The 19,417-nt window shown below is 66.6% G+C and carries 21 protein-coding genes; 16 read left to right on the top strand and 5 right to left on the bottom strand.

Annotated features, from left to right (window positions below; translation table 11 throughout):
* Positions 1-82: 82 nt before the first annotated feature.
* The gene (locus ASD78_RS14775; protein ID WP_055906974.1) at positions 83-658 is read left to right on the top strand and encodes a hypothetical protein; all 576 of its coding nucleotides are present in this window, start codon (positions 83-85) and stop codon (positions 656-658) included.
* A gap of 75 nt (positions 659-733) precedes the next feature.
* Here the strand turns inward: ASD78_RS14775 and ASD78_RS14770 are convergent, their stop codons facing one another.
* Positions 734-1,012 carry a hypothetical protein gene (locus ASD78_RS14770; protein ID WP_055906971.1) on the bottom strand — a complete coding sequence of 93 codons (279 nt, stop codon included), beginning with the start codon at positions 1,010-1,012 and terminating at the stop codon, positions 734-736.
* Positions 1,013-1,278: 266 nt separating this feature from the next.
* Between ASD78_RS14770 and ASD78_RS14765 the strand changes: the two genes are divergently transcribed.
* Entirely contained in the window at positions 1,279-1,875 is a 597-nt protein-coding gene (locus ASD78_RS14765; RefSeq protein WP_056102662.1) for an NAD(P)H-dependent oxidoreductase, read from the top strand.
* Between the two features lie 189 nt (positions 1,876-2,064).
* Here ASD78_RS14765 and ASD78_RS14760 read toward each other — a convergent pair whose 3' ends face one another.
* Entirely contained in the window at positions 2,065-3,480 is a 1,416-nt protein-coding gene (locus ASD78_RS14760) for a PLP-dependent aminotransferase family protein (protein WP_056102973.1), read from the bottom strand.
* A gap of 129 nt (positions 3,481-3,609) precedes the next feature.
* Here ASD78_RS14760 and ASD78_RS14755 point away from each other — a divergent pair, with 129 nt between their 5' ends.
* From ASD78_RS14755 to ASD78_RS14730, 6 genes are all read left to right on the top strand, one after another.
* On the top strand, positions 3,610-3,960 hold the full coding sequence (locus tag ASD78_RS14755) for a hypothetical protein (protein ID WP_235566509.1): 351 nt from the start codon (positions 3,610-3,612) through the stop codon (positions 3,958-3,960).
* Between the two features lie 52 nt (positions 3,961-4,012).
* Positions 4,013-4,231, top strand: a complete 219-nt coding sequence (locus ASD78_RS14750; protein ID WP_055906965.1) for a twin transmembrane helix small protein — start codon at positions 4,013-4,015, stop codon at positions 4,229-4,231.
* 110 nt (positions 4,232-4,341) lie between these two features.
* On the top strand, positions 4,342-4,809 hold the full coding sequence (locus ASD78_RS14745; protein WP_056102659.1) for a nuclear transport factor 2 family protein: 468 nt from the start codon (positions 4,342-4,344) through the stop codon (positions 4,807-4,809).
* Between the two features lie 318 nt (positions 4,810-5,127).
* A complete protein-coding gene (locus ASD78_RS14740; protein WP_056102657.1) occupies positions 5,128-5,541 on the top strand; it encodes a DUF4124 domain-containing protein in 414 nt (137 codons plus the stop codon).
* Between the two features lie 265 nt (positions 5,542-5,806).
* On the top strand, positions 5,807-6,499 hold the full coding sequence (locus tag ASD78_RS14735; protein ID WP_056102967.1) for a M15 family metallopeptidase: 693 nt from the start codon (positions 5,807-5,809) through the stop codon (positions 6,497-6,499).
* Positions 6,500-6,816: 317 nt separating this feature from the next.
* Positions 6,817-7,215 carry a type II toxin-antitoxin system PemK/MazF family toxin gene (locus ASD78_RS14730; RefSeq protein ID WP_056102655.1) on the top strand — a complete coding sequence of 133 codons (399 nt, stop codon included), beginning with the start codon at positions 6,817-6,819 and terminating at the stop codon, positions 7,213-7,215.
* 54 nt (positions 7,216-7,269) lie between these two features.
* On the opposite strand, the gene ASD78_RS14725 is transcribed toward ASD78_RS14730, so the two are convergent.
* On the bottom strand, positions 7,270-8,193 hold the full coding sequence (locus ASD78_RS14725; RefSeq protein WP_056102653.1) for a DUF2268 domain-containing putative Zn-dependent protease: 924 nt from the start codon (positions 8,191-8,193) through the stop codon (positions 7,270-7,272).
* A gap of 428 nt (positions 8,194-8,621) precedes the next feature.
* Between ASD78_RS14725 and ASD78_RS14720 the strand changes: the two genes are divergently transcribed.
* On the top strand, positions 8,622-9,047 hold the full coding sequence (locus ASD78_RS14720) for a hypothetical protein (RefSeq protein WP_156087772.1): 426 nt from the start codon (positions 8,622-8,624) through the stop codon (positions 9,045-9,047).
* Positions 9,048-9,181: 134 nt separating this feature from the next.
* Positions 9,182-10,300 carry a S41 family peptidase gene (locus tag ASD78_RS14715; protein ID WP_056102647.1) on the top strand — a complete coding sequence of 373 codons (1,119 nt, stop codon included), beginning with the start codon at positions 9,182-9,184 and terminating at the stop codon, positions 10,298-10,300.
* Between the two features lie 163 nt (positions 10,301-10,463).
* Here ASD78_RS14715 and ASD78_RS14710 read toward each other — a convergent pair whose 3' ends face one another.
* Positions 10,464-10,721 carry a hypothetical protein gene (locus ASD78_RS14710; protein WP_056102644.1) on the bottom strand — a complete coding sequence of 86 codons (258 nt, stop codon included), beginning with the start codon at positions 10,719-10,721 and terminating at the stop codon, positions 10,464-10,466.
* A gap of 300 nt (positions 10,722-11,021) precedes the next feature.
* Positions 11,022-11,390, bottom strand: coding sequence for a hypothetical protein (locus tag ASD78_RS14705; RefSeq protein ID WP_056102641.1), 369 nt, complete (start codon positions 11,388-11,390; stop codon positions 11,022-11,024).
* Positions 11,391-11,579: 189 nt separating this feature from the next.
* On the opposite strand from ASD78_RS14705, the gene ASD78_RS14700 reads away from it, so the two are divergent.
* The 6 genes from ASD78_RS14700 to ASD78_RS14675 all read left to right on the top strand — a co-directional run bounded on the left by ASD78_RS14700 (position 11,580) and on the right by ASD78_RS14675 (position 19,406).
* Positions 11,580-14,582 carry a sensor histidine kinase gene (locus ASD78_RS14700; RefSeq protein ID WP_162250178.1) on the top strand — a complete coding sequence of 1,001 codons (3,003 nt, stop codon included), beginning with the start codon at positions 11,580-11,582 and terminating at the stop codon, positions 14,580-14,582.
* Positions 14,579-15,211, top strand: coding sequence for a response regulator transcription factor (locus tag ASD78_RS14695; protein ID WP_055906930.1), 633 nt, complete (start codon positions 14,579-14,581; stop codon positions 15,209-15,211). The genes ASD78_RS14700 and ASD78_RS14695 overlap by 4 nt, the downstream gene beginning before the upstream one ends.
* A 213-nt stretch (positions 15,212-15,424) precedes the next feature.
* Positions 15,425-16,078, top strand: coding sequence for a hydrolase (locus tag ASD78_RS14690; protein ID WP_055906927.1), 654 nt, complete (start codon positions 15,425-15,427; stop codon positions 16,076-16,078).
* Between the two features lie 196 nt (positions 16,079-16,274).
* Positions 16,275-17,099, top strand: coding sequence for an alpha/beta hydrolase (locus tag ASD78_RS14685; protein WP_055906925.1), 825 nt, complete (start codon positions 16,275-16,277; stop codon positions 17,097-17,099).
* A gap of 64 nt (positions 17,100-17,163) precedes the next feature.
* On the top strand, positions 17,164-17,442 hold the full coding sequence (locus ASD78_RS14680; RefSeq protein WP_055907183.1) for a XapX domain-containing protein: 279 nt from the start codon (positions 17,164-17,166) through the stop codon (positions 17,440-17,442).
* Positions 17,443-17,546: 104 nt separating this feature from the next.
* Positions 17,547-19,406, top strand: a complete 1,860-nt coding sequence (locus ASD78_RS14675) for an amidohydrolase (protein ID WP_200944213.1) — start codon at positions 17,547-17,549, stop codon at positions 19,404-19,406.
* Positions 19,407-19,417 lie beyond the last annotated feature (11 nt).

The following is a 19,417-nucleotide window of genomic DNA, read 5'->3' as shown; positions in this document are numbered from 1 at the left end:
TTGCCGGCGCGCTCGCCCGGGCGCAAGCTCGCGCTACGGGTTCGGGGGAACCCACTGACCTGTTTTGGGGAGGAGGACTGCCATGCGGATACTGGTAACCGGCATCATCGGCGCGATCGTGATGTTCATCTGGGGCGCCGTCGCGCACATGGCGCTGCCGATCGGCGAGGCCGGCTTCAAGCTGCCGGCGCAACAGGATGCGGTACTGAGCGCGCTGAGCCAGTCGGCCTCGGGCGAGGGCGTCTACATGTATCCGAGCATGGCGCCGGACAAGTGGGGCGACGAGGCGGCGATGAAAACCTTCGTGGCCGAGAACCAGGGCAAGGCCTACGCCTTCGTGGTCTATCAGCCGGGCGGCAATCCGGCGCTCTCCAGCATGGGCCCGAATCTGGGCAAGCAGTTCGTCAGCGTCCTGATCGCGGCCTTGCTGGCGGCCTGGGTGATGGCGCTGGCCGCACGCAGTTTCGGTCGCCGGGTGATGATCGCCGGGGCGATGGCGCTGTTCGCCTGGTTCGTGCTGAGCGTGCCGTACTGGAACTGGTACCTGTTCCCGGTCGACTTCAGCGTGGCCGCCCTGGCCGAACAGCTGATCGGCTGGTTGCTGGCCGGCGCCGCAATGGCATGGTGGCTGGGACGCGGCGAACGCAACCCAGGCTGACCCGTCCCTAGCTGACCGATCCCGCACGCCGGCGGCGCGAGGCCGTCGGCGCTGCCGGCTTCATGGCCGGCCGGCTCATTCCGTCGCCGGAGCACGGGCGTAGCCCTGCGTCGCCGCCGCGTTGCGGTTGGCGAGCACCTGTTGCAGCGCTTCGACTTCGGCCCAGAGCAAGTGCTGCAGACCCTGCAGCAAGGTGTTGCCGGCCTCGGACAGGCACAGCCGGCCCTCGCGGCTCAGGGCCAGACCTTCCTCGACCAGGCAATGCTTCAGATGGCTGGTCTCGGGCTGCACGCCACGTTGCAGACCGACGAGCACGCTCAGCAAGGCGTGCTCCCTCAACGACACTTTGAACACTGCGGCTCCCCCTATGTGCGCCGATGCGGAATCTAGGGGCGGATGGGTTAACCGTGCGCAACGTCGCAATCGGCGTGTGCGCGGTTTTGACAAAGCGTTCAGCTTGTCGACGCGGTCTTCACGCGACGGCGGACGAAGCCAGCGCTCGAACCGCAAGCTGCAGCGTTCATCGCCTGATGGTCTACGACCATCGACGGATCGGAACGCGCGCGCGGTTTCGCTAGTCTGTACGCAGCGAGAATCGTGCAACGCAAGGAACGCTTCCGGTGAAATGCCTGGTCGTCATCGCGCACCCGCTGCAGGACAGTCTGTGCGCCTCGCTGTCGCGGCTGGTGGTGGATGCGCTGGTCGCCGACGGTCACGAGGTCGAGACCGAATCGCTGTACGCCGACGGTTTTCAGCCGGCGCTGAGCGCGGGCGAACGCGGCTCTTATTACGACGTCGGCGGCTACGACGACGAGGCGGTGCGCGCGCAGCTGGCGCGCCTGAGCGCCGCGCAGGCCCTGGTGCTGGTGTTCCCGACCTGGTGGTTCGGGTTCCCGGCCATGCTCAAGGGCTGGTTCGACCGGGTCTGGGCGCCCGGCCACGCCTACCACCATGCGTCCGACCTGGGCGCGATCCGGCCGGCCTTGCTGGGGCTGCGGCGCACCATCGCGATCACCACCCTGGGTTCGCCCTGGTGGGTGGACTGGCTGCTGCTGCGCAGGCCGGTGCGGCGGGTCCTGGCGAGCGCGCTGCTCGGCACCTGCGCTCCGCAATGCCGCCTGGACCTGTTGTCGCTGTATCGCGCCGAACGCGTCGAACGCAGCCGCCTGGAGCGCTTCGAACGCCGCATCCTGGCGCGCCTGCGCCGCTTGCACTGAAGCCGTTCGAGCGCTCCCGCCTTGGGGTAGGAGCGGCGTGAGCCGCGACAACGCCACCGCACAAACCTACGCCACCAACATCGAGCGAAATGTGCTGCGAACCCGCGCCGCCTCTGACGGCCAGAGTGCCGGCGGCGACGCGACTCGAAGCTCGCCGGTCGCGGCTCACGCCGCTCCTGCCCCGAAGTCTTACGCCGAACCCGCCGCCAGGCGCCCCAGGCTGGCCAGCGCCGCGTCCACCCGCGCGTCCAGCGGATGCCCGCAATTCAGGCGTAGGCAGTGGCCGAAACCGCGCCGCACCGAGAACATCGGCCCCGGTGCGATGCTGATGTCCAGGGCCGAAGCCTGTTGGTAGACGCGCAGCGCGTCGCTGCCCTCGGGCAGTTCGATCCAGAGGAAATAGCCGCCGCCCGGCCGGGTCACGCGGGTGCCTTCCGGGAAATGGCGCGCGACCGCGGCCAGGTACTGCGCCTGCTGCGCCGCCAGCGCCGCGCGCAGGCGGCGCAGGTGACGGTCGTAGCCGCCTTTCTCCAGGTAATGGGCGATCGCCAGCTGCGCCGGCACGCAGGTGCTCAGGGTCGCGGTGAGCTTGCGCCGCGCGATCTCGCGCGCGTAGCGCCCGGGCGCGACCCAGCCGACCCGGTAGCCCGGCGCCAGGCTCTTGGAGAACGAGCCGCAATGCATCACCAGCCCGTCGCGGTCGTAGGCCTTGGCCGGGGTCGGCCGGCGCTCGCCGAAGTAGAGTTCGCCGTAGACGTCGTCCTCGATCAGCGGCACGCCGTGGCGGGTCAGCAGCTCGACCAGGGCGCGCTTCTTCTCGTCGGGCATCGCGCTGCCCAGCGGGTTCTGGAAATTGGTCATCAGCCAGCACGCGCGCGGGCGGTGGCGTTCGATGGCGGCCGCGAGCGCGTCCAGGTCGATGCCGTCGCGCGGGTGCGTGGGCACCTCGATCGCATGCAGGCCGTGGCGTTCCAGCGATTGCAGCGCGGCGTAGAAGCAGGGCGATTCGACCAGCACCGCGTCGCCGGGCCGGGTCACCGTGGCCACGCACAGGTTCAGCGCCTCCAGCGCGCCGTTGGTGACCACGATCTCGTCGGCGCCGATCCGCAGGCCGTCGATCCGATAGCGCAGCGCGATCTGCCGGCGCAGCGCCGCGCTGCCCGGGGTCAGGTCGTCGACCGTGCTCCACGGGTCCAGGTGCACCGCAGCCGAGGCCATGGCCCGGCCCAGCTTCTGCAGCGGATACAGCAGCGGGCTGGGGAAGGCCGAACCCAGCGGCACCACGTCGCGCGCCATCGCCGATTCCAATACCTCGAACACCAGCTCGGAAACGTCGACCGCACGCGATTCGCCGTCCGGCTGCGAAGCCGCGTCCGGCTCCGGCGGCAGCGCCGCCGTGGGCCGGGTCACGTAGTAGCCCGAACGCGCCCGCGAGCGCACCAGCCCGCGCGCTTCCAGCAGGTAATAGGCCTGGAACACCGTCGCTGGGCTCAGCCCGCGCGCCGCGCTGGCTTGGCGCACCGAGGGCAGGCGCTGGCCCGGGCGCAGCAGGCCGTCGCGGATCGAGGCGGCGATGTCGTCGGCGAGGGCTTCGTAACGTTTCACGGTGGAACTCCGGAGCCCGGCGGGACGGGCGTTCAGGCGCAACTGATATGGTTTTTTATCTCATTTCTGATTCTGGCGAAACTGATATGGTCGGCGCAGTATGGCGTCGTCCCCACCGAGTCGCCGTCGATGCCCGCCGCCGCCATGAACCCGCAGGTCGAACTCAACCTCGCGCTGATCCTGTTCGTGCCCTGGTTTTCGATCCTGGCCTGGCTGTACTGGGCCTACCCGAAGCAGCCGCGCCTGGCCGCGCGCACTTTGTTCGACAGCGCAGCGCTGCTGCTGGCCACACTGCTGGCGGGGTGGGGCATGCAGTGGTCGATGCACAACGCCGACCCCAACGCCGGCGCGATCTGGAAGCAGGTGCTGGCGACGTCCGTCGCCTACGGCCTGTTCCTCGGCGTAATGACTGCAGCCCTGCTGCTGCGTTGGCGCCTGCTGCCGCGCTGGCGCGCTGCGATCGCGGCGGCGGACGCCTGAACCCGCCGCCCGCGGCGTCCCGCGGGCCCGCTACGTCGCCGGCCGCGCCGGCATGGAACCCCGCATGAAAACGCTGTTCATCGTCGCCTTCCTGGGGCTGATCGTCTGGAACCTGGGCGCCGGCCTGTACTACATGCTCGTCGACCACGGTCAGAGCAAGCGCACCGTCAACGCGCTCACCCGCCGCATCGCTCTGTCGGTGGCGCTGATCGCGCTGGTCGCGGCGGGCATCGCCTCGGGCGTGATCGAACCGCACGGCATCGGCCGCTAGCCTGGCGCCAATCCGCAAGATCGGAGCAGCCTGCGCGGCGCGCGCAAGGCATGCTGGGCGATGGACGCTCGTGCTGCGTCCCTCGCCACCGACCCTGCAAGGAACTCTGCATGCGCCTGGTTTCGCTGCTGCCGCTGTCCATCGCCCTGAGCCTGTCCGCGCCCGCCGCCGTCGCCGCCGACCGCAGCGCCGACGAGCGCGCCATCCTGCAACTGGAGCGCGAGATCTGCGCCGCCTACGAAGCCGAGGACGCGGCCCTGGTCGGCCGTCTGCTCGACCCGCAGTTCACCCTGACCGCGTCCAACGGCAAAGTCACCACCCATGCCGACGAAGTCGCCGAGCTCGCCAATGGAGTGACCCAGTACGAAGTGTTCCGCAACCACGGCACCCGGCTGCGCTACTACGGCAAGGACACCGCGATCGCCAACGGCGTCACCACGGTCAAGGGCGTGTCCGAGGGCCAGGCCTTCGCCGCCGATTTCCAGTTCACCGACACCTACGTGCGCGGGCCCAAGGGCTGGGTGATGGTGGCCAGCCATGCTTCGCGATTGCCGGCGGCTGCTGCGGCCAAGCCGTGAACGGTGCGGGTTGCGGCGTCTGGCGTTGAGCGGTGCGGGTTGCGGCTGCGACACGCGTAGGTCGCGTCGATGGGTTTCGTCCGACGCGATCGGCCCGCGTTGCCAGGAACCGCAGGCCGTTTCGCCGCAGGCCGTGTCGCGAACGCCGGCGACCAGCGCTCCGGCGCTTTAATGGGGTAGGGCAATCCCTACATCGCGACGGGCATCGATCCGAGCCCGCGTCGCAGGTTCCACTCATGGCGGCGCACCCGTCATTGCGCCAATCTGCAGCCATCAGCGAAGCGCGGCCGGTCGCCGCGCCGATCAAGGACGATCGCAATGCACCGGCTCGCCATCCTGTTGCTGCTGTGCCTGCTGCCCGCCGCAGCCGGCGCCCACAACGTGTACAAATGCGTCGCCCGCACCGGCGCTGTCAGCTACCAGTCCGCTCCTTGCGCAGCCGCGACCACCGCCAGGATCTGGGACGCAACGCCGGAACCGCCGCCCGACTCAGTCGAACTGCAACGCCGCGAGCAGGCCTACCGAAGCGGCCTGACCGAATCGCGCTACCTGTCGCGCCTGGCCGGCACCGATCGCCCTAGCCGTGCCCGCGCCTATTCGATCCGGCTCGGGGGCCACGGCTGCGAAGCCGCACGTGCCCGCCGCGAGCGCAAACTGGCGGCGGCCGGCATGGACCGCGACTACGATCTGGTCAGCGCTCTCAACACGGCCGTCTTCGATGCCTGCAAGTGACGGCGCGGCATGGCGGGGCGGGCAGGCTGGCGCCCACCGCTACTCGGACCGAGCCCGGACGGCCCTTCCGGCGGCGCCAGCCCAACAACACCCTGCGCTGCTCCGCGGTGTATTGAGCGACCGCGTCCGCGTGCAGCACCCACCATCTCCCGCGACCGCACTGCGACCGCGCGAGATGTCGGCTAGGCTTGGACCCATGCGCATCGCTCCGATCCTGTCGCTGGTTTCGATCCTGGCCCTGACGGCCTGCGTATCGACGTCGCCCATGCCCAAACCAGCCGTATCCAAGCCGGCCGTATCCAAGCCCGCCATCGCGCCCAAGCTGTCGCCTGCGACGGATGCCGCCGCGGCCGGCATGGTCGACCTGCGCGAACTGGTGCCCGATCTGGCCCAGGAGATTCGCTACGCCTCCAGCGACAATTTCGTCGGCCGGCCGGTCGAAGGCTACGGCGCGGCGCGCTGCTATCTGCTGCGGCCGGTCGCGCAGGCGCTGCAACGGGTCGAACTGGCGCTGCGTCGCGAAGGCCTGCGCCTGAAGGTCTACGACTGCTATCGCCCGGCACGCGCCGTGCGCGATTTCGTCGTCTGGGCCGGCGACCTGCACGACCAATCCAGCAAGTCCGCCTACTATCCGAATCTCGACAAGAGCGTCCTGCTCGGCGACTACATCTCGCCGACCTCCGGCCACAGCCGCGGCGCCACCCTCGATCTGACTTTGCTGCGCTGCGATTCCGACGACGCCTGCACGCCGCTGGACATGGGCACGTCCTTCGACTACTTCGACGTGTCCGCGCACACCGACTGGGCGGGCGCAACTGCCGTCCAGCGCGGCAATCGCCAACGCTTGCGCGCCGCGATGGCGCGCGAAGGCTTCGCCAACTATCCGCTGGAGTGGTGGCACTACACCTACAAGCCCGAGCCCTCGCCGGATACGGCCTACGACTTTCCCATCCGTTGAAGGCAGGATCCGTGGCCCTGAGGATCCGTCGACGGTCGCGCAACCGCAGGCGTACGGCTACGTGCAGGACCCAAGGGTCTGCGACTGCTCCATGCCCCGTACCGCCGCTCTCTGTGGGAGCGGCGTAAGCCGCGATCGCGTAACCTCACGCCCCAACGGCAGCCCCATACGATGCTCCCGCACCGGCCGCACCCCTCCGGACCGCACGGTATTCCCCACCCATGCCAGCCGAGGGCGCTGGATTCTTGCCTGCACGATCCCTTCGTGCACGTAGCCGGAACGTCGACACACCCACAACGAAATCAGCACAGCAAGGCATGGACAGAGAACCCGAGGCTTACGCCAGTGTTTACCCAGGCACCGTCAACCGGGGCGACCTGTTCTGGGTCGCACCCGACGAGTCCCGAGGCTCCGTGCCCGGTTATGCCCATCCGCACGTCGTGGTCCAGGACGACCTCTTCAACCATTCGCGCATCAGCACCGTCGTCGTCTGCGCTCTGAGCTCCAACCTCAATCGCGCCACCGAGCCGGGTAACGTCCTGCTCGACCTCGGCGAGGCTGGCCTGATCAAGCAAAGCGTAGTGGTCGTGTCGCAGGTATCGACGCTCTACAAGACCCGCCTGGGCGAACGCATCGGCACACTGTCCGACGAACGCATCGCCCAGATACTCGCGGGCATGCGCTTTCTGCAAACCGCGTTCTTCGGCCGCAGATGACGCAGCCGACGGCTGCGATACCGCCGGTGCATGTTCCGCGAGCGCTGGGAGCCTCTAGTCCAGCGCCATTCCCGGGCGCCAGCCGCTCTTGGCCAGGAACGCCTTCGCGTCGCTGACCTCGATGATGTCGCGCAGCGCCGCCTTCTTGTCCTTGGCCTGACGGTAGTAGGCCTTGGCGATGCGATAACCGACCCAGTAGCCCAGATCGCCGGGTCGCTCAGGCGTGCCGAGGCCGTTGTAGAGCCAGGCCGAGCCCTGGGCCTTCTTGTCCAGATCGGCGGCGAACGCGGTTTCCAGTTCCAGTTCGCGGCCCCGGGTAGCGCTCAGCAGATGTCCATAGCTGATCGAACCCGAGATCAGCTCGGCCACGAATTCGGCGCCGCCCTCGAGCAGCGAAGCCTGCAACACCGTCGACTCTGCGTTCTCCACCTGCGCACCGGGTTGCAGCACGTGACCGTACTCGTGGGCGATCACATGGACGAAGCGGTCCTCCGGATCGGGAATGAGGAAGTTCGCGGCGCACAAGGCTTCGAGCCCGATCATGACCCCGCTCGCATTCGCGGTTCCGACCGGTTTGCCGCGGCCGATCGCGACCGTCACCGGCGGAAAGCTGGGCGCGGGATAGAGTTCGCTCAGCTTGGTCAAGGCAACGCCGAGCCGGGTCTTGACCGCGGGCAGCGCCGCGGCGCAACGCCTGGCATCGATGTACAGGGCAGGGCGCTCGGCGTTGGCGGTCGCGATCCGCTCGCCGGTGATCCGGCGCATCTTGGCGAACTCGATCAGGCCCTCGCTGCCTTGGTCGAGATAGTCCTGCTGCAACTGCTGCGCCGTGGGCTTGCCGCCGGCCTGCTCGTAGATCGCATAGAAGCGATCGACATCGCCGGTACGGATTTCAGGCCCGCGCTCGGCAGAAGATGCCGCGGCGGTGAGCAGGAACAGCGAAGTCGTCGTCAGCAGTAGCAGGGTCGTAGGTTTCATGGCGCTTCCATGGGGCAGGAATCGGGCTTGCGCTGCGCGCTCGGAACGGTCGCGTCGGCTTGCCGGCGAAGTTCGACTCAGCCTGCGCGGGACGGCCCCCAAGAACATGTGCTTTCCGTAATGGTTCGCGTGGCGATGCGATGGGGCGTGTGGGACGGCATCGGACCTGGATCGAGCATTTTCGTAGAATGCACGCTTCGCGGAGAATCATCCGTCTTACCGAGCTCGCACCCATGCCGGTCGCTGCAGTCGCGCGTTGCTTATCGCTGGTCGTACTTGTATCGGCGCCCGTTTGCGCGCTAGCGATCGAGGCTGCGCCTAGTACCGAACAGGCCAACGCGGCCTATCGGCGTTCGCTCGATGCGGAGTTGCGCAGGGAGGGGGCGAAAGCCACTCCGTCGCCGATGGTCCAGACGCTGTTGGAGTCCATGAAGATCGCGGCCGTGCAAGGCTGTCAAGGCATCGATCCGGAGCGCACCGCCTGCATCGTCGAGCTCGACTCGCCGATGGGCGACGGTTACGAGGCGTATCGCTTCCGCCGCGATGGCGCGGACTGGCAGATAGTCGAAGAGCAGGACACGCCACCGCCGCAGCCGGACATCGCGCAGGTCCAGGCACTGCTGCGCGCACATCTGACCGAACTGGCCGGCCAGCAAAAGGCGCCGAAGGACGAGGCCGAGTTCCGAGCGTTCGCGAGCAGCCTCACCGTGACCGCACTGGAATCCTGTCAGCTCGACCGCGACACCGGCGCCTTGGAATGCGACGCGCAGCTGCACACGCCGGGCCAGGGTAAAGGCTCGAAGCCGCTGCGGTTCGAGCTGAAGGACGCGACCTGGTCGCTGCTGCCGGACTGAGGGAGCACGGCGCAGGCCGCGGCCGGTCCACCGCCCATCCCGTCCCTGCAAATCCTGCGTTTCTGCCGGTGCGACCCTTCGGCCACGACCGGCATCCGTATTGGGAACCGGATCGAAGCCCAAGAGGATCAGCCATGCGCAAACACGACACGATGCCCGGCTCGCGATGGGCTCTGCGCCGGCGGCTGCTGGCGGCCGGCCTGGCTGCCTTCGTCGCGACCGCATCGCCGGCATTCGCTGCTGACTCGGCCAATCCGTATGCGCAAGCGATCGAGACGCTGGCGGATAAATTGGCGACGCGCTTCGTGGATCCCGCCACAGGCCGACGCTATGCGGACATGTTGCGATCCAAGCTCGCGGCTGGCCAATACGAGGGCATCGGCGAAGCTAAGGACATGGCGCGGCGCTTGACGCAGGATCTGCAGGCCGTTTCGGCCGACGGCCATCTGCGAGTCGACCTCATGCCTCCCGGCCCACGCCTCGTCGAAAGCTCAGCCGCGGGCGCTACGGGCCGAGTCGACACGTCACCTCCGCGCACGGCGCGGCCGAGTCTTGCGCCGCGGCAAGCGTCGGCGCTCGCTCCGATGGACCTGCCGAGCGTCGCCGAAACCAAGTGGATCGCGCCAGGCGTGGCCTACATACGCTTCAATCAGTTCGCCGGCGAGCCCGCCTCCGTAGCGGCGATACAGGCGTTCGTAAAGGACCATGCGACGGCGAAGGCGATCATCATCGACACGCGCAGCTTGTCGCGCGGCGGCGGGCTGGCGGAGATGGATGCGCTGTTTCCGCATCTTTTCGATCGTGAAACCGTGCTGGTGGAAATGGCCGTAGCGAAAAACGACGGCCCGTCCGGCGGTCCGATACCGTTCGGCGGCCGCACCCTGCGCGATGTTTCCGGCCCCGCCAATATGCTGGTGCGCCAACACCTGGCCGTTCCCGACGTCGAGCCCCGGCTCGCCAAGGCCAAAGTGTTCTATCTGACCTCCAAGCGAACGCGCTCGGCGGGCGAGCACTTCGCGCTGGCGTTGCAGCGCACGCACCGGGGCATCCTCATCGGCGAGCGCACCGCAGGCGCCAACCACTTCGGCGGCATCGAACCGATCGGCGCGGGACTCGCCGCGTTCGTCCCGGTGGGACGCACTTACGATCCCGATACCGGCAAGGACTGGGAAGGCACCGGCATCGTCCCCGACATCGAAGTGCCCGCCGATCAGGCGCTGGACCGTGCATTGGCGCTGGCCAGCGCCGAGTGAATCTGGCGGCTTCGAGGCGCCGAACCATGCCCAGGCTGTGAAACCTGATCCAGTACGCTGCGGACGTCGAGAACAAACAAAAAGGCCCACCGGATCCGGCGGGCCGCTTTCGGGTTGGTGCTGCAGCCGATCCAGGCGCAACCCCAGTTGCTCAGCAGGGCAGCTACACGAAGCGATAGATTGCTTCTGCGGGTGTACGCGCCTGCGGTCGGGTTCTTGTTATGGCTGCAGTGATCTTGGCCTTCAACGGGCTCAGATCATGTTCGTCCATCGTGTAGATGATGTCGTTTGCCGGGCCCGCGAAGTATCTGTAAAAGGCCAGATCGCGGCTGGGGCGAATGGTGCCGACGTGCACGCCGCCGTGTAGCACTTTTGCCGACCAGTCGCAGCCGGTGCCTTGCTCGCTAAAAGTCACGTCCATAGCGCCTCCTAAGGATTCTAGGAGACCCCATTTTAGCGCTCAAACATGCGCCCGTGTCGCCAACGCCAGCGGTCCCGCAGCCCTGGAGCGGCGTGTGGTTGTAGACCGTTGTCCGATCCAGAAATGCTGGAGGGATCGGCAGAGGCGTTGCTCAAGAACTCCAAGAAAATCAGCTTCTTGCTGCATATGCCGGTGGCCAATTAACAGTTTTTCCGAATAATTAACGCCGGTCTATTTGTCTACATTTCCTATCGTCCGTCCCGCCGCTCCGAATAGAACTGAAACGCCGTCGATTCGCGCCTACTTGTGAATGCGGACAACCCGGCGACCGAAGAGCACGGCGTCGAACGAGTACGCTCCTGGGCCCAGCAGCAACAAGGCTACGGAACTGAGTCCCAAGGACATCGGAGCGAACATCGCGGTCCCAAGGTCGGCCTGCTGCAAGCCAACGATGACGTGCAGGCAGCAAGCCACTGCCATCCACGAAGTCAACAATCCGGCCAGGATCGAAAGTGCGATCAAACCGGCTACGAAAGCCGCCGCTCCATCCGGAATCGGTAACGCCGCCAGCGGATTGTGCAGGATGAGTCCCAGCGCTACCGAGAGTCGCAGTACAATAAGTCCGACCCCGGGTAAGCTGCGGGGATACAGGGAGATCAGCGGCTGCATCCGAAGAGGTTAGAGAACCACGGCGGAGGCCGCTATCCGTTTGAGAGTCGTGCGCCCATCCCACAAATGGGGGATGCTGGGGTCCGCAGAAGCCGGTTCAGTAAGCTGCGTGTGAACTCAGAGGTTTTCGTGCGGGCTCGAATTCCCTATAGGGTCTGGGTCTTGCGATGGGTGCGAGTAGCGCTGGCCGTGTTTTGCCTGTGGGTCGGCGCGACGGCTGCGGCGCCCTGGCAGATTCCGCAGTACCACCACCGTGCCTGGTCCCTGCAGGAGGGCGCGCCGGCGGATGTGTGGGCACTGGCGCAAGCACGCGACGGCTATCTCTGGCTCGGCACGGGTACCGGCCTGTACCGGTTCGACGGCGTGCAGTTCGAGCATTACCAAGCCCCACCGCATCGTCCCTTCGCGTCGAACAACATCACCGCGCTGTACACCACGACCGATGGTGCGCTGTGGATCGGCTTCCTGGTGGGCGGTGCGAGCGTGCTGCGCGACGGAAGCCTGCAGCACTATTCCGTCGCGATGGGCGCGCCGCGGGATCTGGTGTACGGGTTCGCCGAAGATCATAGCCGTGGGCTCTGGGCGGCGGCCCAAAATGGCCTTTATCGATTCGATGGCCGGCATTGGCATGCGATCGGCGACGACTGGGGCTATCCGGCGATGCACGCCGATCACGTGCTGGTCGATTCGCGCGGCACGCTCTGGGTCGCCACCGGCAGCACTCTGATGTATTTGCCAAGCGGCACGCGACGGTTCCTGCCGACCGGGATAGGCGCCGGGCCGCTGGCTTCGCTGGTCGAAGCGCCGGATGGCAGATTGTGGCTTTCGGACGGCGCGCACGGTACGCGGTCGCTGCCGGATCCGCGTTCCGGGTCGACGGCGTCACCCCCGATCGGTAGCGGCTTCGGCCATTTCGCTTGCATGCGCATCGACGGCAGCGGGGTGCTCTGGGGCACCGATCGCCGTCACGGTGGCGTGGTGCGGGTCTCCCGTCTGGATCGGTTCGCGATCGGTCATGCCTTGCGTCCGGAAGATGCCGATGCCGTCATCCGCAAGCGCGAGGGACTGACGTCCGACCGTGCCATTCCGCTGCTGCGCGATCGCGAAGGCAACGTGTGGGTCGGTACCAATCTGGGCCTGCATCGTTTCCGCCACAACAATGTGCAAGTAGTGGAGGACGAACGGCTGACGCAGCACGATACCTATGGGCTGGCGTTTTCGCCGAAGCTGGGGATTCTGGTGTCCAGCGGTCCGCGCCTGTATCGAATTCGCGGCGACGGCGCCGAGCTGCTGGCCGACACCAAAGGGCCGAAGATCGCCGCGATCGTCGCCGAAGGCGAACGGACCTGGCTGAAAACGGAGAGCGCGCTGTGGCGGCTGAACGCCGATGGCGTGCAGCGCTTGCCGTTGCCGCGAGACAACGACGGACTGCTTAAGTTTCTCGTCGGCGACGGGGGATCCGGCGTACTGACGATGCAGGAGGGCAACGGCCTGTTCCACTACGACGGCCTGCAGTGGGCGCAAGTCCCCGCCGGCCCGGTCGATTCTGCCGGCGCAACGGCGCTGCTGCGCGATACCGATCGTACGTACTGGATCGGCTACTCCGGCAACCGTCTCGCCCATTGGCATGACAATGCCCAGCGCGTGTACACCGCAGACGATGGCTTGAATGTGGGCACCGTCATCGCGCTGGCGAGAGTGAAGGAGGGGCTCCTCGTCGCCGGCGAAACGGGCTTGGCCTTGCTTCGGGACGGTCGCGTCCATGCGCTGCACGCGACACCCGCCGACAGGCTCAACGGCATCACCGGCATCGTCGCAACCCCGCAGGGCGAGATCTGGTTGAATGCCATCCACGGCATTCTGCGCTTGCCGCCGGGCGCGGTCACTGCAGCGCTGCAGCATCCGGGTATGTTGAAGCACCGCCTGTTCGACTTGGGGGACGGTCTGCTCGGCGTGGCGCAACAGGCCACGCCGGCGTCGACTGTGGCCGCGGACGCCGATGGCCGCTTATGGTTCGCCACCAACCAGGGGCTGGCCACACTCGATCCGCTCCGGCTGCACAGCAACATGGTGCCGCCGTCGGTGCATATCCGATCCCTGATCGCACGCCGCCATCGATTCCCGATCAGCGGTGGTCCGACGCTGCCGGCCGGCACGCGCGATCTGCGCGTGGAATACACCGCACCGAGCTTGTCGTTCCCGGATCGCGTCGAGTTCCGCTATCGCCTGGAGGGCGTCGACGACGAATGGCAGGACGTCGGCAATCGGCGCCAGGCTTTCTACGCCAATCTCGGGCCGGGGGATTACCGGTTCCGGGTCCTTGCGGCGAACGACAGCGGGTTGTGGAATGAGCAGGGCGCGACCTTGGATTTCACCATCGCCCCTCGTTTCACCGAGACCTGGTGGTTCGCGGCGCTGTGCGCGATCGCTGCAGGCCTCCTGTTGTTCTTCCTGTACCTGCTGCGTTTGCGGCAGATCTCCGATCGCGTGCGCATGCGTCTGGAGGAGCGGCATCTGGAGCGCGACCGCATCGCACGTGAACTGCACGATACTCTGCTGCAGAGCTTCCAGGGCCTGGTGCTGCGCTTCCAGTCCATCGCCAACCGAATTCCCACGGACGATCCGATACGGTCGGCATTGGAAAAGACGATGGATCGCGCCGACGAGGCGATCGCCGAAGGTCGCGACCGCGTCCGCGATCTGCGCGCCACCACGGCTTCGGCGTCGACGGACCTTCCGGAGGCCTTCGCCCGGCTCGGCGCCGAGCTCGGGCAGGAGCGTCCGACCAGCTTCAGCGTGGTGGTGGAAGGTCGATTGCCGGCGATGAACGCGGTGGTGAGCGACGAGGTGTACTGGATCGGCCGCGAGGCGCTAGGCAATGCCTTCCGCCATGCCGACGCGAGCCAGATCGAAGTCGAGATATCCCATTCGAGCGGTTGCCTGGTCTTCCGATTCCGCGACGACGGCCAGGGCATCGCCGAAGAAGTGATCCTCAACGGCGCGCGTTCGGGGCATTGGGGACTGCCGGGAATGCGCGAGCGCGCCAAGGCCATCGGCGCCGAGCTGCGTCTATGGAGTCGCCCCGGCAAGGGCACCGAGGTGGAACTGCTGCTCCGCCCGGACGGACATCGCCAGTCGCGCTGGAGCGATTGGCGCAGGAGGATAATGCGAATCTGGAGAACCAAGACATGACGATGCAAGCACGACCGATCCGCATTCTTACCGTCGACGACCATCCCTTGTTGCGCGAGGGCATCGCCGGAGTGCTGGCCGGCGAGCCCGACATGGAGCTGGTCGGCGAAGCCAGCAACGGCCGCGAAGCGGTTGAGGCGTTTCGTGCCTGCATGCCGGATGTGACCCTGATGGACCTGCAGATGCCGGAAGTAGGCGGCGTCGAGGCGATCGCGCAGATCCGCAAGGAATTCCCGGCCGCCCGCATCATCGTGCTGACGACCTACAGCGGCGACGTGCAGGCGGTGCACGCGCTGCGCGCTGGCGCGCAGGGCTATCTGCTGAAAAGTTCGTTGCGGAAGGAGCTGCTGGACACCATCCGCGCGGTGATGGCGGGCCGGCGGAGGATTCCGCCGGAAGTGGCCGTACAGATCGCGGAACACTCGATCGACAGCGATCTGACCGCCCGCGAGGTCGAGATCCTGAAGGGAGTCGCCGCCGGAAACTCGAACAAGATGATCGCGGCGCAGCTGTCGATCTCCGAGGAAACCGTCAAGACCCATATGAAGAGCGTGCTATCGAAGCTGGGTGCGAACGACCGCACACACGCGGTCACCATCGGCCTGAAGCGGGGCATTCTCAGCGTTTAGCGCGCGCTCGCACCGAGCCGGCGTCGTCGGCAACCGGTGCGTGCGGTCCCGATGGCAGCGTGTCCGATTCGCAGCCGATCGCATCCTGCGTCCCCCCAACGAGGGAGTAGCGTTTCCTCCCTCGTGGTGTTTTCCGCCGCAGCGGCAGGCGCCAGTATTCATTCCGAACGCACGCAGGACGATTGCGTGTATCCCACCGTTCGGAGCGCTCACATGGCGAAGGCATCCCCTGTTCCCGGCAAGACCCTGCTCACATCCCAGGATCACACCCTGATCCTGATCGACCATCAGTCGCAGATGGCCTTCGCGGTCCGCTCGATCGATATCGGTTCGCTGCGTACCAACACGGCGCTGGTCGCCAAGGCGGCGCAAGGCTTCGGCGTGCCCACCATCGTCACCACGGTGGCGGAGAAAAGCTTCTCCGGGCCCTTGTTTCCGGAGATCACCGACATCTTCGCCGGCCCGGTCTACGACCGTACCAGCATGAACGCCTGGGAAGATGCGCAGGTCACCGATCGCGTCAACGAGATCGGCAAGAGCAGGCTGGTGTTCGCCGGGCTATGGACGGGCGTGTGCATCGTGGGGCCGGTGCTGTCGGCGCTGGACCAGGGCTTCGAGACCTACGTCATCACGGACGCCTGCGGTGACGTGTCCGACGAGGCGCATGAGCGAGCCGTGGCGCGCATGATCCAGGCCGGCGCACGGCCGATGACCAGCCTGCAGTACATGCTGGAACTGCAGCGCGACTGGGCGCGCGGCGAAACCTATGCGCTTACCACCGGTATCGCCCGCGAGCACGCCGGCGGCTACGGTATCGGCATCCAGTACGCCAAGACGATGTTCAGCGCGCAGGAAGGCGGCCATTGACCGGCCATCCAGGTCCACTTCGCTCACCCATCCGAGAGAGCACATGAAAACCGACGAAACAAACGGCGGAATCGACGAAGGTCGCCGGGCCCTGCTGGGCACCTCCGTCGCCGCAACCGCCGCGATGGTCCTGCCTGCGGTCTCCCTGGCCGCACCGGCTTCCTCCTCCTCGACAACCAAAAAGGGCGCTCCCACCATGAGCACGATCACGACCAAAGACGGCACTCGCATCTTCTACAAGGATTGGGGCAAGGGACAGCCGGTGGTGTTCTCCCACGGCTGGCCGCTGAGCGGCGACGCCTGGGAGGCGCAGATGCTGTTCCTCAGCGGCCAGGGCTATCGCACGATCGCCCATGACCGCCGTGGCCATGGGCGTTCGGACCAGCCTTGGCAGGGCAACGACATGGACACCTACGCCGACGACCTTGCCGAACTGATCGAGCAGTTGGATCTGCGCGATGTCGTCCTGGTCGGTCATTCCACCGGCGGTGGCGAGATTGCGCACTACATGGGCCGTCACGGTACCAAGCGCGTCGCCAAGGCCGTGCTGGCGGGCGCGGTGCCGCCGATCATGGCGAAGACGCCGAGCCATCCCAACGGCTTGCCGATCGAGGTGTTCGACGGCATCCGCGCCGGCGTGCTCACCGACCGCTCGCAGTTCTATCAAGACCTCGCCGCCGGTCCGTTCTTCGGCTTCAACCGCCCCGGTGCGAAGAAGTCGCAGGGTGCGATCGATGCATTCTGGCTGCAAGGCATGATGGGCGGCCTGAAGGGGCAGTACGACTGCATCAAGCAGTTCTCCGAAGTCGACTACACCGAAGATCTGAAGAAGATCGACGTGCCGACCTTGTTCATTCACGGCGACGACGACCAAGTGGTGCCGATCGATGGTGCTGCGCGCCTCGCGGTGAAACTGGTCAAGGGCGCGACGCTGAAGGAGTACCCCAAGGCGCCGCACGGTCTGCCGGCCACGCACCAGCAGCAGTTCAACGAGGATCTGCTCGCCTTCATCAAGGCCTGAGGTCCATTCGGCGGTACGGCCATCCTTCCCCGGCCGTACCGCGTTTTACGTCGGAGCCGTGCCGATGAAGCCGTATCTCTTCTCGCTGGGTGCCGGCCTGCTGGTCGGGATCATCTATGCCTTGCTCAACGTGCGTTCGCCGGCGCCGCCGGTGATCGCGCTGGTCGGTCTGCTGGGCATCCTCATCGGTGAACAGATTCCACCGCTGCTGAAGCACTACCTGCCCAGGCAGAAGCCGCCCAGCGCCTGGATCCACGAGCAGGTCAAGCCGCACATGTTCGGCGAGTTGCCCAAGTGCGACCGGCCCCGCGTGCCGGACGGCGATCCGGCTGCGCGCTCATGAGTCCGCGTGCAACCCCTGGAGTGGATCGCAGCCGACGCAACTTCCTCGGCACGGCAGTCGCGGCGACTTCCGCGATGGCCCTGCCACTGTCCGGAATCTCTGCGATGCCCGATCTCATCCTCCATGGCGGAAAGTTCACTACCCTCGACCGCGGTCGGCCCACCGCCACCGCCGTGGCGATCGGGGACGGACGCTTCACCCATGTCGGCGAGGACCGCGACATCCTCGCCCTGGCTGGACCGTCGACGCAGGTAATCGACCTGCAAGGCCGCAGCGTGCTGCCTGGCCTGTGCGACAACCACACCCACGTCATCCGTGGCGGTCTGAACTACAACATGGAACTGCGCTGGGACGGCGTGCGCAGCCTGGCCGACGCGATGGCGATGCTGAAACGGCAGGTCGCGGTCACGCCGCCGCCGCAATGGGTACGCGTGGTCGGCGGCTTCAGCGAACACCAGTTCGCCGAGAAGCGTTTGCCGACGTTGGAGGAGCTCAACGCGGTAGCGCCGGACACGCCGGTGTTCATCCTGCATCTTTACGACCGCGCCCTGCTCAATGCGGCGGCGCTGCGTGTGATCGGTTACAACCGCGATACGCCGGAGCCGGCCGGCGGTCAGATCCTGCGCGATGGCGAGGGAAATCCGACAGGACTGCTGCTCGCCAAGCCGAACGCGAACATCCTTTACTCGACGCTGGCGAAAGGGCCGAAGCTGCCATTCGACTACCAGCTGAATTCGACGCGCCATTTCATGCGCGAGCTGAACCGGCTCGGCGTGACCAGCGTGATCGACGCCGGCGGAGGATTTCAGAACTATCCTGAAGACTACGAAGTCATTCGTACGCTCGCGCGGGACGGCCAGCTAACCGTCCGTCTGGCCTACAACTTGTTCACCCAGAAGCCAAAGCAGGAAAAGGACGATTTTCTGCGCTGGACGGCGGGGTCGAAGTACCGGCAGGGCGACGACTATTTCCGCCATAACGGCGCCGGCGAGATGCTGGTGTTCTCCGCTGCCGACTTCGAGGATTTTCGCGAGCCCCGCCCGGATATGCCCGCCGAGATGGAGGGCGATCTGGAAGGCGTGGTGCGCATCCTGGTACAGAACCGTTGGCCCTGGCGCATGCACGCCACCTACGACGAGACCATCCGGCGTGCGCTGGACGTGTTCGAGAAAATAAATCGCGAAATGCCGTTCGACGGCCTGCACTGGTTTTTCGACCATGCGGAAACCATTTCGCCCGAGTCGATCGACCGCGTGGCTGCCCTGGGCGGCGGCATCGCTGTGCAGCATCGTATGGCTTACCAGGGCGAGTACTTCGTCGAACGCTACGGCGCCAAGGCCGCCGAAGCGACGCCGCCGGTCAAGCGGATTCTGGAATCGGGCGTGAAGACATCGGCCGGCACCGACGCGACCCGCGTCGCTTCGTACAATCCCTGGGTATCGCTGTCCTGGCTGACGACGGGACGCACCATCGGCGGCACCTCGCTGTATCCGCGCCGCAATTGCCTGGATCGTGAGCAGGCATTGCGGATGTGGACGGAGAACGTCGCCTGGTTCTCGAACGAGGAGGGCAACAAGGGCCGCATCAAGCCGGGACAGCTGGCCGATCTCATCGTGCCCGACCGGGATTTCTTCGCATGCAGCGAAGATGAAATCACCGGCATCACCTCTCTGCTGACGGTCGTCGGCGGCAAGGTCGTGTACGCCGCGGGCGAGTTCGTCGCCCATGACGTTCCGCCGCCGCCGGCGATGCCCGAGTGGTCGCCGGTGCGTCGTTACGGCGGTTACGCCGCCTGGGCCGACCCATCGGCCGCGCGCACGCCGGTCGCGGCGTCCGGTTGCGGATGCAGTCACGGCTGTCGCGTGCACGGTCACGACCACATCGCGGCCTGGGACAGCCAGGTTCCAGCCGGGGACCTGAAGAGCTTCTGGGGCTCCCTCGGCTGCGCCTGCTGGGCGGTATGAACATGAGTGCG

This window comes from Lysobacter sp. Root667, assembly GCF_001427715.1.
Taxonomy (GTDB): Bacteria; Pseudomonadota; Gammaproteobacteria; order Xanthomonadales; family Xanthomonadaceae; genus Lysobacter.
Note: the sequence above shows the minus strand (reverse complement) of the source record. Positions and strands in the feature narration are given on the sequence as shown.